This window comes from Bacteroides fragilis (assembly GCF_019583405.1).
In the GTDB taxonomy this organism is placed as follows: domain Bacteria; phylum Bacteroidota; class Bacteroidia; order Bacteroidales; family Bacteroidaceae; genus Bacteroides; species Bacteroides fragilis_B.
Genome location: NZ_SZUU01000004.1, coordinates 118,517 through 132,754 on the forward strand (window position 1 = coordinate 118,517; position 14,238 = coordinate 132,754).

Below are 14,238 nucleotides of genomic sequence, written 5' to 3' on the forward strand. Positions count from 1 at the left end.
CCAAAGGCGTATACGTTTTGTTATAGTGGTCAGAATATGACCTAAAAAACGCCTTTCGGTTAATTATAGAGAACGTCCTGTTAAAACAGGTTAAGCTGTTAGGAGTGTTAATTAGGGAGTGTTAATTTTGTTGCTATGAAAAAGTCAACAATCTGGATATTAGGCATTATTATGGGTCTTTCCTTTCTGAGTTTGCTCTATTTACAAGTGAGCTACATCGAGGAAATGGTGAAGATGCGTAAAGAACAATTTAATACATCCGTGCGAAATGCTTTGTTTCAGGTTTCAAAGGATGTAGAGTATGATGAAACGCAACGTTGGCTGTTAGAAGATATCACTGAAGCGGAACGCAGGGCATTGGCTCAGTCTTCTTCTACTACCGAACAGAAGAACGGCTTAATTCAGCAATCGGAGCGTTATAGGTTTAAGTCACCGGACGGAACCCTGTATTCGGAGTTTGAATTGAAGATGATTACCACCGAGCCGTCGAAAGTGCCCAAAGCCATGATTTCCGAAAGACATGGCCGGAATACCATTCCGCAGACATCACGGAGCTTGACTGACGCTATTAAAAATAGGTATATGTATCAACGCTTTCTGCTCGATGATGTGGCTTTGAGGATGATTTACAAGGCAAGTGATAAATCGATTGGCGAACGGGTGAACTTTAAGAAACTGGATAATTATCTGAAATCGAACTTTATTAATAATGGTATAGAGTTGCTGTATCATTTTTCGGTGATTGATAAAGATGGGCGTGAAGTATATCGTTGCTCGGATTACGAAGACAAAGGGAGTGAAGACTCTTATACGCAACCTCTGTTTCAGAATGATCCGCCTGCGAAGATGAGTATTGTGAAGGTCCACTTTCCCGGTAAGAAAGATTATATTTTCGACTCGGTTAGTTTTATGATTCCTTCGATGATATTCACTATCGTGCTGCTGATTACATTCATTTTCACCATCTATATCGTCTTCCGTCAGAAGAAGTTGACAGAGATGAAGAATGATTTTATCAACAACATGACGCACGAGTTCAAGACACCGATATCGACCATCTCGCTTGCTGCCCAGATGCTGAAAGACCCCGCAGTCGGGAAGTCGCCGCAGATGTTCCAGCATATATCGGGAGTCATTAATGATGAAACGAAGCGGTTGAGATTCCAGGTGGAGAAGGTGCTTCAGATGTCTATGTTCGACAGGCAGAAAGCAACGTTGAAGATGAAGGAACTCGATGCCAATGAGCTGATTACCGGAGTTATCAATACGTTCGCTTTGAAGGTGGAACGCTATAATGGTAAGATTACATCGAACCTTGAGGCTACCAATCCTGTTATATTTGCGGACGAAATGCATATCACCAATGTGATATTCAACTTGATGGATAACGCGGTGAAATACAAGAAGCCCGAAGAAGACCTGGTGCTCGACGTGAGAACATGGAACGAACCCGGTAAATTGATGATTTCGATACAGGACAACGGTATTGGTATTAAAAAAGAAAACCTGAAGAAGGTGTTTGATAAGTTCTATCGCGTGCATACAGGTAATCTGCACGATGTAAAAGGTTTCGGTCTGGGACTGGCTTATGTGAAAAAGATTATTCAGGATCATAAGGGAACTATCCGGGCAGAGAGTGAACTGAATGTAGGAACTAAATTTATTATTGCATTACCTTTATTAAAAAATGATTGATATGGACGAGAAACTGCGTATTTTACTATGCGAAGATGATGAAAATCTTGGCATGCTTTTAAGAGAATATTTACAGGCAAAAGGTTACTCTGCTGAGTTGTATCCTGATGGAGAAGCCGGATTTAAAGCTTTCCTGAAGAATAAATATGACTTGTGCGTGTTTGACGTGATGATGCCTAAAAAAGATGGTTTCACACTGGCACAGGAGGTTCGTGCGGCCAACGCTGAAATTCCTATTATCTTCCTGACTGCAAAAACACTCAAAGAAGATATTCTGGAAGGATTTAAGATCGGTGCGGATGATTATATCACCAAACCTTTCAGTATGGAAGAGCTTACTTTCAGAATCGAGGCTATCCTGAGACGTGTTCGCGGAAAGAAGAACAAGGAGAGCAATGTTTATAAGATTGGTAAGTTTACGTTTGATACCCAAAAGCAGATCCTGGCCATCGGCGACAAGCAAACGAAACTGACTACCAAAGAATCGGAATTGCTGGGATTGCTCTGTGCGCATGCTAATGAAATTTTGCAGCGTGACTTTGCTTTGAAGACCATCTGGATCGATGATAATTACTTCAATGCGCGTAGTATGGACGTGTATATCACTAAGCTGCGTAAGCACCTGAAAGATGATGATTCGATTGAGATTATCAACATCCACGGAAAAGGTTACAAGTTGATTACCCCCGAACCTGAATCATAATGGATAGGGGAATGTATAGAAATAAAAAAGCCGGAAAACATTCGTTTTCCGGCTTTTTTATTTCTTACTGAAACTATTAATCCGCAATTCTTTTGTTGATCGCAATGTAAGAAATGAGTCCGAGTACCACCAATACTATCGATCCTCCCAAGACAGCGTTGTTGTTTACGTCTCCGGTCAGAGAGCAAACAATCAGAATGATTACTCCGACTAAGATTAATAGCAATCCTAAATTCTTTAATAAGCCTTTCATGTGTGTGTATTTTAATAGATTATTATATTCCAGTCACAAATTAACGCATAATTCTTTAACGGGCGAAATATTTTTCGCAAAAAAACCATTAATTAGCCATAAATAGTTGATTTTGTTGCTCTCACTTCTCCCTACTGTCGATTAATCTTTGGTGTTGAAGAATATTTTTCTTAATACTTCCTGACTTACACTTAGCTCTTCGACTGTGATGCCATGCAGTGCCTCTTTTAGGGTCCGGTTAGCTATAATACGGGCCTTTTCTTCGAGTTCTTTTCCTGTTCTGGTCAGATGAATCAGATTGGTACGGCGATCTTTTTTATCGGAGATGCGTACCACCAGATGCTGGCGTTCCATATTATCAATCAAGCGGGTCATACTCGGTTTGTCTTTAAAAGTTGCATTGCACAACTCTTGTTGCGTCACTCCGTCTTTTTCCCAGAGAAAAATAAGAACCGTCCATTGTTCCGGACTGATCTCCAAACCGTTCTGTCTGAAGTTACGGTATAGTTTGCGGTTAATGGCGGCAGAAACTTTACCATTCAGGATAGCAAAGATCAGTCTGATATCAAAGTTAAATTGTTCGATCATGAAATTATTGTTTAAGCAACTTTGCAAAGATAAATGTCTTCTTTGACAAATCCTATCTCGTAACACAAAAAAAGATTAAATGTTTGCAGTTCAAAATAAAATGCCTACCTTTGCACCGCATTTTTAAAATCAAATAATTTATTTATTTAATTAAAACGAGTATGAATCAATACGAAACCGTTTTCATTTTAACTCCCGTTTTGTCTGATGTTCAGATGAAGGAAGCGGTAGAAAAATTCAAAGGCATTCTTCAGGCTGAAGGTGCTGAGATTATCAATGAAGAAAACTGGGGACTGAAGAAACTGGCTTATCCAATCCAGAAGAAGTCTACAGGATTCTATCAGCTGATTGAGTTCAATGCAGAACCTACTGTAATTGACAAGTTGGAATTAAATTTCCGTCGTGATGAACGCGTAATCCGTTTCCTGACTTTCAGAATGGATAAATACGCTGCAGAATATGCTGCAAAGAGAAGAAGTGTTAAATCAAACAAAAAGGAGGATTAATCATGGCACAACAAGTTCAATCAGAAATCAGATATTTAACTCCGCCTTCAGTAGACGTTAAGAAGAAAAAATACTGCCGTTTCAAAAAGAGCGGTATTAGGTATATTGACTACAAAGATCCTGAATTCTTGAAGAAATTCTTGAATGAGCAGGGTAAGATCCTTCCGCGCCGTATCACCGGTACTTCTTTGAAGTTCCAGCGTCGTATTGCGCAGGCTGTGAAGAGAGCACGTCACTTGGCGTTACTTCCATTTGTAACTGACATGATGAAATAAGGAGGAAAAGTATGGAAATTATATTGAAAGAAGACGTAGTAAACTTGGGTTATAAGAATGACATCGTAACTGTTAAGTCTGGTTATGGTCGTAATTACTTGATCCCCACTGGAAAAGCTGTTATTGCTTCTCCTTCTGCAAAGAAAATGTTGGCTGAAGAACTGAAACAGCGTGCTCACAAACTTGAGAAGATTAAGAAGGATGCTGAAGCATTGGCTGCTAAATTAGAAGGCGTATCATTGACTATTGCTACAAAAGTTAGCTCAACCGGTACTATCTTCGGTTCTGTTGGTAACATCCAGATCGCTGAGGAATTGGCTAAGTTGGGTCACGAGATCGACAGAAAGATCATCGTTGTAAAAGACGCTGTGAAAGAAGTTGGTTCTTATAAAGCTATCGTTAAACTGCACAAAGAAGTTTCTGTAGAAATTCCTTTCGAAGTAGTAGCTGAATAAGTAGTATATAATACCGAGATATAAGGAAAGGGTGTTCTTGAAAAAGAATACCCTTTTTTAGTATCCTTATGTGGCGTTACAATATTAGCTTTCTTTTGATTACGGTATGGGTGGTAGGTATCTGGAAGAGCGTGTTTTGAGGAGGAGGGAGGAGAGCTAAGGACATAAAAAAAAGTCTGTACGTGCTTTTTGCACGGCAGACTTTCAATTCTCTCTAATGTTGTTCGAGATTATTCAGCTACAACAGTTTCAGTTACTACTGTAGTGTCAGCTGCGATAGTATCAGCTGCCTGAGCTGCTGCTTCAGCTGCAGCTGCTTCTACTGCTGCGATAGAGTCAGCGATACGGATAGAATCTGCAGTTGCTTTTTCAGCGTCAGCTGCTTTGTTACCACAAGATGCGAATGATACTGCTGCGATAGCTACGAACATCAAAACTAATTTTTTCATTTTCTTTGCTTTTTAAATCTGTAATACAATCAATTGCTTATTAAAACGCTGCAAAGGTATGTACTTTTTGTATATGTTGTACTCCTAAGCCCAACTTTTTTTTATTTTTTTTTTAGAAGAGTGTTTCATTATGTTTTTTTATATGTTTTAAAACATGTCTAATCTTCTGCTATACTGTTATATAGATAGCGTTTGATGCTTCTTTTCGGAGTTTTCTCAAACTCAGTAGGATAGAGTTGAATCTGACTTACTTTTTCGTAAGCGGCTACATTGTTATTCAGATTCTTCAAATTCTCGTCCATGATCGTTTTTAAGTTGTCTTCGTGGTTGAGTCCTAAAGAGTCCAAAGCTTCATAGTCGGCATAGACCAGGGCAACCAGTTTTTTGTTTCGTTCGATCACCAGACTTTCAAGAATGAACGGAAGATTATTAAGTTTAGCCTCGATTTCTTCGGGGAAGATGTTTTGTCCGCTTGAACTGAGGATCATCGTTTTCAGTCGGCCGCGAATAAAGATATTGCCTTCGTCATCCATGGTGCCTAAGTCACCGGTACGTAACCATCCGTCTTTAGTGAATACTTCCTGAGTGGCTTCCGGGTTTTTATAATATCCGGTCATTACGTTTTCTCCCCGTACCTGAATCTCTCCGGTGTCGGCTTCGGGATTCTCCTTATAGATACGGGCTTCCATAATATCGAGTATTTTGCCCGATGAAGAGGGGATAAATTTCTCCCAGGGGGCATAACTGATAAGCGGACCACATTCTGTCATGCCGTAGCCAATGGTGAAGGGGAACTTGATTTTGTGGAAAAATTCTTCTACTTCCGGGTTCATGGCGGCTCCGCCGATAATGATTTCCTTGAAGCGTCCGCCAAGCGCATCGATCAGCTTTTTACGGATCTGGCCGTAAATCTGATTATCCAGCAGGGGGATGCTCAAGGCCCATTTCATTCCTTTTTTGCTGATAATAGGCTGGATCACGTTTTTATAGATCTTCTCGATGACCAGCGGTACTGTAATAATCAGATTCGGTTTCACCTCTTCGAATGCTTTCATGATGATTTTGGGCGAGGGCACTTTGCCGAGAAGGGTTACATGCGTGCCGACTGCCGTGGCCGTCAGAAAGTCGAAGGCGCATCCATAAGCATGAGCCAGCGGAAGGAAAGAAAGCACTTTATCACCCTTTTTCAGCAGTTCCGTGCGGATACCGAAAGTCACATTACCGGCCAGGTTGTTGCCGGTCAGCATCACTCCTTTGCTGAATCCGGTGGTGCCCGAGGTATAGTTCAGCAGCATCACCTTGTCATTGGACAAGGTGGTGTAAAGGACATCTTCTTTTTGGAATCCTTTCGGGTAAGTTTCTTCCATGCACTGATTGATATGCTTTAGGAATTTCTGCACAGTTTCTCCGTCCCGCTGGTGCAGGCAACGGAAGTCGGTCAGTGAGAAAACGGCACGGATACCGATTAGGCGTTCTTCTTCCAAATTCTCCCAGATAGTGTCGCTGGTGAAAAGGAAAACGGATTCGGAATGATTGACAATATGATGTACGTCGTTCGGATTGAAGTCTTGCAAGATGGGCACTATGATGGCTCCGTATGTAATGGTAGCCATGTAAGCGATGCACCAGCGGGCATTATTCTTTCCGATGACTGCGATTTTATCTCCCCGTCGCAAACTACAGTGTTTGAAAAGCAAATGAAGTTTGGCTATTTCTTCGGCAACTTCACCGTAAGTATAACTTTCCGGTTCACCATAATTGGTGTAGCAGGGCAAATCCCAGTTTTCACGGAAACTATTTTCGTAGAGTTTTATAAAGTTTTCTTTTATCATTGCACGTTTTTTGAAGATTTGTGCAAAAGTAGGTATAAACTTTCAGAATAGAAAACCTCTAACTCCTTTTAACTCCTTCTGCATCTTTACTCCTAATAATAATGTGTAACTTTGCGCTGAATATGCGTTTTTACAGATTATGATAGATACCACTGTATTTCAAGATAAGACAGCCGTTTACTATACTTTAGGCTGCAAGCTGAATTTCTCAGAGACTTCGACGATTGGTAAAATCCTGCGTGAGGCAGGTGTGCGTACGGCCCGGAAAGGTGAAAAGGCTGACCTTTGCATTGTCAATACCTGTTCGGTGACCGAGATGGCGGACAAGAAGTGCCGTCAGGCTATTCACCGCCTGGTGAAACAACATCCCGGCGCTTTTGTAGTGGTGACAGGTTGCTATGCCCAGTTGAAACCCGGTGACGTGGCAAAGATAGAGGGAGTGGACGTTGTGCTTGGTGCGGAACAGAAGAAAGATTTGCTTCAGTATCTGGGCGATCTGCATAAGCACGAAGGAGGAGAGGCTTATACAACCGCAACGAAAGATATCCGTTCCTTTGCCCCGTCTTGTTCAAGAGGTGACCGTACCCGCTTTTTCCTGAAAGTACAGGATGGGTGCGATTACTTTTGTTCTTACTGTACCATTCCTTTTGCCCGTGGACGGAGTCGCAACGGGACTGTCGCATCTTTGGTGGAGCAGGCACGGCAGGCTGCTGCCGAAGGTGGGAAAGAGATTGTGCTGACGGGAGTCAATATCGGAGATTTCGGAAAGTCCACCGGTGAGACTTTCTTCGATTTGGTGAAAGCACTCGATCAGGTAGAAGGCATTGAGCGTTATCGCATCTCTTCCATTGAGCCCAATCTGCTGACGGACGAGATTATAGAATATGTGTCCACCTCCCGCAGCTTCATGCCTCATTTCCATATCCCTTTGCAGTCCGGTTGCGATGAAGTGCTCCAGTTGATGCGCCGTCGGTATGGAACGGAACTTTTTGCTTCGAAGATTGCAAAGATAAAAGAGGTGATGCCTGATGCGTTTATCGGCGTGGACGTAATTGTGGGTACACGTGGCGAAACCGATGAGTATTTTGAGAAAGCCTATGAATTTATTTCCGGACTGGATATCACGCAATTGCATGTGTTCAGTTATTCGGAACGTCCCGGTACCCAGGCACTGAAGATAGACCATGTGGTGACTCCTGAGGCGAAGCATCAGCGAAGCCAGCGTTTGCTTGCGTTGTCGGATGGGAAAACGAAGGACTTCTATGCCCGTCATATCGGCCAGACTATGCCTGTCCTGATGGAGAAGCCTAAGGCAGGAGCGCCTATGCACGGCTTTACGGCAAACTACATTCGTGTAGAGGTGGAAAGTGACCCGGCATTGGATAATCAAGTAGTAAATGTTCTCTTGGGAGATTTTAACGAAGATGGCACTGCACTGAAAGGAACTATAACACAATAAACATGAAATCGAAACTTCTTTATTTGTTAACCTATGTGGGGATGTGGCTTTTGGCTATTCTTCCGTTTCCGGTGTTGTATGCCCTGTCCGATTTTATTTACTTCTGGTTGTACCACGTGATCGGTTACCGGAGAAAGGTGGTGGGTACCAATCTGAAGAACTCTTTTCCGGAGAAGTCGGCAGCAGAATTGAAGGCCATTGAACGTAAGTTCTATCATTACCTTTGCGACTATATGCTCGAAGATGTGAAAATGTTGCGCATGTCCGAGAAAGAGCTTTGCAAACGTATGACTTACGAAAACAAGGAAGCTTATCTCCGGATGATTGACGAACGGGGCGGGATTGTCCTGCTGATCCCCCACTATGCTAATTTCGAATGGATTACGGGGATGGGAATGATTATGCGTCCCGGCGATGTACCTATACAGGTATACAAACCTTTGAAAGATGTTTATCTGGATGGTCTTTTCAAGTACATCCGCAGCCGCTTCGGAGGGTACAATGTGCCGAAGCACTCCACCGCCCGCGAAGTGATCAGGCTGAGACGTGATGGCAAGAAGATGGCTATCGGACTGATTACCGACCAATCGCCCAATACGAACGAGGCGCACCATTGGACTACTTTTTTGAATCAGGACACGGTGTTCATGGATGGTGCCGAGCGCATTGCCAAGATGATGGACTTTCCGGTTTTCTATTGTGAGTTGCGCAAGGAGCGGAGAGGGTATTGCCGAGTAGAGTTCGATCTGGTCACTGATCGTCCGAAAGAAACCGCCGATGGTGAGATTACCGAAATCTTTGCCCGCAGATTGGAGCAGACCATCCGGAAGGAACCTGCTTACTGGCTTTGGTCACATAAGCGCTGGAAGCTGAAACGCCCCGAAAAGAAAGATGAATAAGATATCTGTCGTTATATTGAACTGGAACGGTTGCGAAATGCTCCGTTCGTTTCTTCCCTCCGTACTCCGGCATTCCGAGGCGGAAGGTGTGGAAGTTTGTGTGGCTGATAATGGTTCTACAGATCAGTCGGTAGAGATGTTGCGGCACGAGTTCCCTTCGGTTCGCCAGATTCTGCTGGATGAAAATCATGGTTTTGCCGACGGTTATAACTTTGCCCTCCAACAGGTGGAAGCCGAATATGTAGTTCTGCTGAATTCTGATGTAGAAGTAACAGAGCACTGGCTGCAACCGATGGCTGATTATTTGGATACTCATCCGGAGGTTGCTGCCTGCCAGCCTAAAATACTCAGTTGGCGACAAAAGGACCTGTTTGAATATGCCGGCGCTTCCGGCGGATTCATTGACCGTTATGGTTATCCGTTTTGCCGGGGACGGGTGATGGGAGTGGTCGAGGCGGATAAAGGACAATATGATACAGTATTCCCCGTGTTCTGGGCTACCGGTGCCGCCCTGTTCATTCGTCTGGCAGATTATCGTGAGGCAGGCGGGCTTGACGGGCGTTTCTTTGCCCATATGGAAGAGATAGACCTTTGCTGGAGGCTTCGTGCCCGTGGACGGGGGATTGTATGCATTCCTCAAAGTACGGTGTATCATGTAGGAGGGGCCACATTGAAAAAAGAAAATCCGCATAAAACCTTCCTCAACTTTCGTAATAATCTTGTCATGCTCTATAAGAATCTTCCGGATGAAGAGCTGCCCAGAGTGATGCGGGTACGTTGCTGGCTCGATTACATTGCGGCAGCTACGTTTGTTCTTAAAGGACAGCTGCCCAACGCAAAGGCCGTTCTCCATGCCCGTCGTGAATTTAAACAATTGCGCGATAGCTTCCGGGATGCAAGAATGGAGAATCTCAGAAAAACTTCCTCACACTTTATTCCCGAACGGATAAAAAGTAGTATCTTAGTGCAGTTCTATGTGAAAGGGCGGAAGTTCTTTTCGCAATTACCAGATTTTAAAGGATAACGTTATGGAAAAACTAATTCGAAGAATCGGGCTGGTAGCACACGATGCTATGAAAAAAGACCTGATTGAATGGGTTCTTTGGAACTCGGAGTTATTGATGGGACATAAGTTTTATTGTACAGGTACCACCGGTACGCTGATACTGGAAGCATTGAAAGAGAAACATCCCGATGTGGAATGGGATTTTACCATTCTGAAGTCAGGTCCTTTGGGGGGTGACCAGCAGATGGGATCGCGTATTGTGGACGGAGAGATCGATTATCTTTTCTTCTTCACTGACCCGATGACCCTGCAACCGCACGACACGGATGTAAAGGCACTGACCCGTCTGGCAAGTGTAGAGAACATAGTTTTCTGCTGCAACCGTTCCACTGCCGATCATATTATTTCGAGTCCGCTCTTTGTTGATCCGGATTACGAACGGACACATCCGGACTACTCCGGCTATACGAAACGTTTCGAAAACAAACCGGTGGTTACCGAAGCGGTAGAATCGGTAAAGAAAAGAAAGAGAAAGAAATAAGAGCCTATTCGGTTACGAATATATTTCACTACAGAGTACGAGGATGTGTCAAAACCCACCACAGAGGACACAGAGTAACACAGAGGTGATTTTAAATTGCTGATTATTAATAAAGAAAAACTCTGTGATACTCTGTGTTACTCCGGTAAAAAGAGTTATGACACATCCCCGCGTTCGGTGGTACATCTACTTTGTGGCGTATCGGTTTTGCCTGTCGTTTATCTTTCTGTTTTTGTCAAGAGCAGATTTATGTATTGTTAACTTCCAAGCCTTCATCTTTCCCGCCGTTGATTATCAATAGGAGAAAAAAGATTATCTTCTGATGAAAAAATATTTTCATGCCGGGAAATGTGTCCCGACATACCGGGAAAAGTATCGGAAGCAACCGTCTGAATGAGTAAAACTCAGGCTCTAAATGGGGGGAACACCGGCTCTGCAGGTTTCAAACCAACGCTCTTCCGGAATTTTTTGATGCAGGTACAAAAAAATAGGGAGAAACATTTATTCCTCCCTATTACCGTATTTTAATTCGAATATACTTTATGATTACATAGGCAAAGATACTCTGTTTTCTTGCAGAAGTCAAGCTTTTGCCTGTTTTTATTTTTCCAATGATCCGGCCGGGAATATGTTTTCACTCATTATAATAGGTGCTCAACTGTTCTATTACCTTTTCCGGTTCGTCCGGGGCGGCTGCGTGTCGGATAGCTATTTTTCCTGTTTTATCAATAACTACAAAGCAGGGGATACTCAGTATTTGCCGTTCGTTTCCAAGTTCGGCATACAACGATTTTCCTAACGTTTCGTTTACCAATAAGTGATAGCCTTTCAGTTGGTGATATCCGATGGTTTTTTCCCATTTCTCCTTGTCCTGAGGGCGGTCTATCGAGATGTATAGGTACACAATGTCCATGTTATGTGTTTTTTCTTTGAGGGCGGGCAGGTATTGGAACTTTTTGATGCATGGGCCGCACCAGGTAGCCCATACGTCGATATAGACCACTTTGCCTTTGAAGGGTTTTACCGCATCCTCCAGATTGGTGATGGTGGAGTCGCAAGGCAGAATGTGATAGTCCTTGTCGTCGATGCGGCTGTTTTGGAAGCGGATGTTTTTATTAACGCCCGGTTCAAGAACAGATAGAAAGGGGCTATTGGGGAATTCGGCCTTATATCTTTCGTATAGTTGGGGGATTGAGGGAGTGTTTCTTGTTTGAAATTCGTCTTCGTAGATAAGTAGCGCTTGTGCATATTGCAGATTGTCGCCTTTGAAGAATTTCCGGTAGCGGTCGAAGCGGAAGGCGCAATAGTCCTTTATCTCTTCGGGTTTGCCGTTTTCCAGTTTTATGAATTGTGCGCTGATCAAGTCGTTTATAAAGAGTCCGATTCCGCGGTAGGAACGCAGATAATCACTGTCTACGGGTTGATTGATGATTTCTGCAAGTTCTTTACGCCAATTTTCGGTAAAGTTTTCATTTTTCACCAGATACATTGCGACGTGCAGAAAGATAGACCGATGGGTGTAATCGATGTGTGCACGCTGCTCTGCGAGAAACTCTTTATCAAGTCCGGAGGCATTTACAGAGTCGAGTGCCTGTTTCATCCTGGCATCTGCCAACTGATGATATTGTTCCAATGAAGTCACCCCTTCGAGTTCGTGAGGCTGCATGTATATCAGATTGTCGCTATATTGCTGATAGTCGTCCACCGCTTTCAGACATCGGTTGTAGACCCGGTTGGTGCCACTGAAGTTGATCGTGTCTTTGGCCACAGCGATAGTATCTTTGCTTCCCGGTGTCAGGTAGAGCGTGAAAGAATTATTCCCTTTGGCCCATACATGAATCGTAGTGGGACGGCTCACGCTGAATTCATGAACGAACTGCCCTTGAGGGTCAGCTTGTGCCTTAATGCCCAAGGTAATGAAGAACAGGTGATCTTTTCCTGTAGGCCAGTAAGCGATTTCGTTGTCCGGGGTGGTCTTGACTACAATTGTCGCGGTTTGTTGTGCGCTGATTTCTCCCGTTAGCAACAACAGGAGGATTAATAAAAGGTTTTTCATCTTATTAGTATATTAATGTTGATTCAGTCTCTCGTGCAATGCATCTCTACTCCGGCAGAGTCGATGTCTGCTCCCATGGGCGGATTCCTTTTCGACAGTTTGATTTCTATCTCACTGATTTTCGGGAAGTCCCGGAAGAGCCTTTTCACGATTCGTCCGCAGGCGTGTTCCAGCAGTTTAGAGGGAATATCCATTTCTTCTTTCAGCGCGGCGTGTATGTCTGCATAGCTGACGGTATCCTCTACTTCATCCGTTTCGGTGGCTTTGCCAAAATCGGTTTTCAGCCTCAGGTTGATGATGAACTCGTTGCCAATCGCAGTCTCTTGTGGAGCTACTCCATGATAACTGTAGAAACGGACGTTTTCCAAAAAGATATAATAATGGGTAGTCATAAATATAAAGATTGATATTGTCTTCTGGCAAAGATAAGATAATAAATGCAATTATGGTTCCTGTTGTTGCGATTGCTTGGTTTTGATAAAGTCTTTTTGCGCCACAGCCTGCGGAATCAGTTTCAGAAATATGGGAGTTGCGGCAATGCAGATTGTCAGGGTGAGCAATAGCAAGACAATGGCTTGTCCCCATTCATTATGGATAAACCGGCTGACAACCGGATATTCGAAATGTAAAAGGGGGGCATGTATTCCCAATGTAATGACCGAGTAACGTCCCAGATAAGAGATGACAGGGAGCTTTTTAAACTTTTTGCAGAAAAGCATAATCATAAAGATGCCGGCAAACGCTGAGGCCCAGAACTGGAAAATGTTGCCTGCATAATTGTTGGTACGCATACCGACAAACGTGGCGGTGAAGTACATCACGACCAAGGCTGCCAGGATACATAGCGGAATCAGTTTGTCGAAACGGTGGGGAAAGAGGAAAAAGTTGTAACGGCGAATCCAGAATCCGGCCACATAGAAGGGTAGGGCGGTCATGGCTATGTCTATGTACAAGGGCAGTTCGATCTGGTGTTTACCCATATAGAATCCGGCGATTCCGATCAGGAGGGTGAGGGCAAACATTAAACCTAACTTCCGGTCGCGCAGGCTGTGGACCAGATAGAACAGGATATTGCAATTGAAAAGTGCCAGTAAAAACCAGATAGGAGGGTTGAACTTGATCAGGGCATGATCATGAAACACAACTAAAAGCTCTGTCCAACTGACCGGGAGTTGAAATACACCCGGAGCAATTTTCCATACAATATACTTCAGGAGGAATGCGCTGAGATAGAAAAAGAGGAAGGGGACGATCAATTTGTTTATCTTCCGGATGAAGAATCCGAAAAGCCCCTCGTACGACTTGAAGAAGATACCTGAGATAAAGAAATAAAGGGGCATACGAAAACTGGCGATCATCGAATGGTAATCAAGCTTTTCGAAAGCTCCACCGATGTGTGCCATCACCACCAGGATGATGCAGACTCCTTTCGTCAAGTCTACAAAATCAATTCGTTTGTTTTTGTCGTCTCCCATTCTGACTGTTTGTGCATTGGTGCAGCAAAGATACTGAATATTACTG

16 protein-coding genes are annotated in these 14,238 nt (G+C 43.6%); 9 read left to right on the forward strand and 7 right to left on the reverse strand.

Going from position 1 to position 14,238, the window contains the following annotated elements:
* Positions 1 to 135: 135 nt before the first annotated feature.
* Both FDF36_RS10625 and rprY read left to right on the forward strand, forming a co-directional pair.
* Positions 136 to 1,695 carry a sensor histidine kinase gene (locus FDF36_RS10625; protein WP_220391317.1) on the forward strand — a complete coding sequence of 520 codons (1,560 nt, stop codon included), beginning with the start codon at positions 136 to 138 and terminating at the stop codon, positions 1,693 to 1,695.
* Position 1,696: 1 nt separating this feature from the next.
* Positions 1,697 to 2,398, forward strand: coding sequence for a response regulator transcription factor RprY (gene rprY / locus FDF36_RS10630; protein WP_005790952.1), 702 nt, complete (start codon positions 1,697 to 1,699; stop codon positions 2,396 to 2,398).
* 76 nt (positions 2,399 to 2,474) lie between these two features.
* Here rprY and FDF36_RS10635 read toward each other — a convergent pair whose 3' ends face one another.
* A complete protein-coding gene (locus tag FDF36_RS10635; protein ID WP_220391318.1) occupies positions 2,475 to 2,651 on the reverse strand; it encodes a hypothetical protein in 177 nt (58 codons plus the stop codon).
* Positions 2,652 to 2,792: 141 nt separating this feature from the next.
* Entirely contained in the window at positions 2,793 to 3,239 is a 447-nt protein-coding gene (locus FDF36_RS10640; RefSeq protein ID WP_005790948.1) for a MarR family winged helix-turn-helix transcriptional regulator, read from the reverse strand.
* A gap of 161 nt (positions 3,240 to 3,400) precedes the next feature.
* Here FDF36_RS10640 and rpsF point away from each other — a divergent pair, with 161 nt between their 5' ends.
* The 3 genes from rpsF to rplI are packed head-to-tail and all read left to right on the forward strand — an operon-like array spanning position 3,401 to position 4,475.
* Positions 3,401 to 3,745, forward strand: coding sequence for a 30S ribosomal protein S6 (gene rpsF, locus FDF36_RS10645; protein WP_005781453.1), 345 nt, complete (start codon positions 3,401 to 3,403; stop codon positions 3,743 to 3,745).
* 2 nt (positions 3,746 to 3,747) lie between these two features.
* A complete protein-coding gene (gene rpsR, locus FDF36_RS10650) occupies positions 3,748 to 4,020 on the forward strand; it encodes a 30S ribosomal protein S18 (RefSeq protein ID WP_005781450.1) in 273 nt (90 codons plus the stop codon).
* Between the two features lie 11 nt (positions 4,021 to 4,031).
* Complete coding sequence (gene rplI, locus FDF36_RS10655; RefSeq protein ID WP_005781448.1) at positions 4,032 to 4,475, forward strand: 50S ribosomal protein L9; 444 nt, start codon at positions 4,032 to 4,034, stop codon at positions 4,473 to 4,475.
* Between the two features lie 230 nt (positions 4,476 to 4,705).
* On the opposite strand, the gene FDF36_RS10660 is transcribed toward rplI, so the two are convergent.
* Both FDF36_RS10660 and FDF36_RS10665 read right to left on the reverse strand, forming a co-directional pair.
* On the reverse strand, positions 4,706 to 4,924 hold the full coding sequence (locus tag FDF36_RS10660) for a PG1828 family lipoprotein (protein WP_005790940.1): 219 nt from the start codon (positions 4,922 to 4,924) through the stop codon (positions 4,706 to 4,708).
* 158 nt (positions 4,925 to 5,082) lie between these two features.
* A complete protein-coding gene (locus tag FDF36_RS10665) occupies positions 5,083 to 6,756 on the reverse strand; it encodes a long-chain fatty acid--CoA ligase (RefSeq protein ID WP_220391319.1) in 1,674 nt (557 codons plus the stop codon).
* A gap of 139 nt (positions 6,757 to 6,895) precedes the next feature.
* Between FDF36_RS10665 and mtaB the strand changes: the two genes are divergently transcribed.
* Genes mtaB through FDF36_RS10685 form a run of 4 tightly spaced genes read left to right on the forward strand, consistent with a single transcriptional unit; the run spans position 6,896 to position 10,661 of the window.
* Entirely contained in the window at positions 6,896 to 8,215 is a 1,320-nt protein-coding gene (gene mtaB / locus FDF36_RS10670; protein WP_005808470.1) for a tRNA (N(6)-L-threonylcarbamoyladenosine(37)-C(2))-methylthiotransferase MtaB, read from the forward strand.
* 2 nt (positions 8,216 to 8,217) lie between these two features.
* Positions 8,218 to 9,114 (forward strand): lysophospholipid acyltransferase family protein, encoded by an 897-nt coding sequence (locus FDF36_RS10675; protein WP_220391320.1) that lies wholly within the window; start codon positions 8,218 to 8,220, stop codon positions 9,112 to 9,114.
* On the forward strand, positions 9,107 to 10,138 hold the full coding sequence (locus FDF36_RS10680; RefSeq protein WP_005808466.1) for a glycosyltransferase family 2 protein: 1,032 nt from the start codon (positions 9,107 to 9,109) through the stop codon (positions 10,136 to 10,138). Before FDF36_RS10675 ends, FDF36_RS10680 begins: the two co-directional genes overlap by 8 nt.
* Positions 10,139 to 10,142: 4 nt before the next feature.
* On the forward strand, positions 10,143 to 10,661 hold the full coding sequence (locus tag FDF36_RS10685; RefSeq protein WP_005781440.1) for a methylglyoxal synthase: 519 nt from the start codon (positions 10,143 to 10,145) through the stop codon (positions 10,659 to 10,661).
* A gap of 634 nt (positions 10,662 to 11,295) precedes the next feature.
* On the opposite strand, the gene FDF36_RS10690 is transcribed toward FDF36_RS10685, so the two are convergent.
* From FDF36_RS10690 to FDF36_RS10700, 3 genes are read right to left on the reverse strand one after another with little or no spacing between them, the layout of a single operon-like run.
* Positions 11,296 to 12,717: a TlpA family protein disulfide reductase gene (locus tag FDF36_RS10690; RefSeq protein WP_220391321.1), complete on the reverse strand. Its 1,422-nt coding sequence runs from the start codon at positions 12,715 to 12,717 to the stop codon at positions 11,296 to 11,298.
* 23 nt (positions 12,718 to 12,740) lie between these two features.
* Positions 12,741 to 13,109 (reverse strand): dihydroneopterin aldolase, encoded by a 369-nt coding sequence (folB, locus tag FDF36_RS10695; protein WP_005781435.1) that lies wholly within the window; start codon positions 13,107 to 13,109, stop codon positions 12,741 to 12,743.
* A gap of 51 nt (positions 13,110 to 13,160) precedes the next feature.
* Complete coding sequence (locus FDF36_RS10700; RefSeq protein ID WP_220391322.1) at positions 13,161 to 14,192, reverse strand: acyltransferase family protein; 1,032 nt, start codon at positions 14,190 to 14,192, stop codon at positions 13,161 to 13,163.
* Positions 14,193 to 14,238 lie beyond the last annotated feature (46 nt).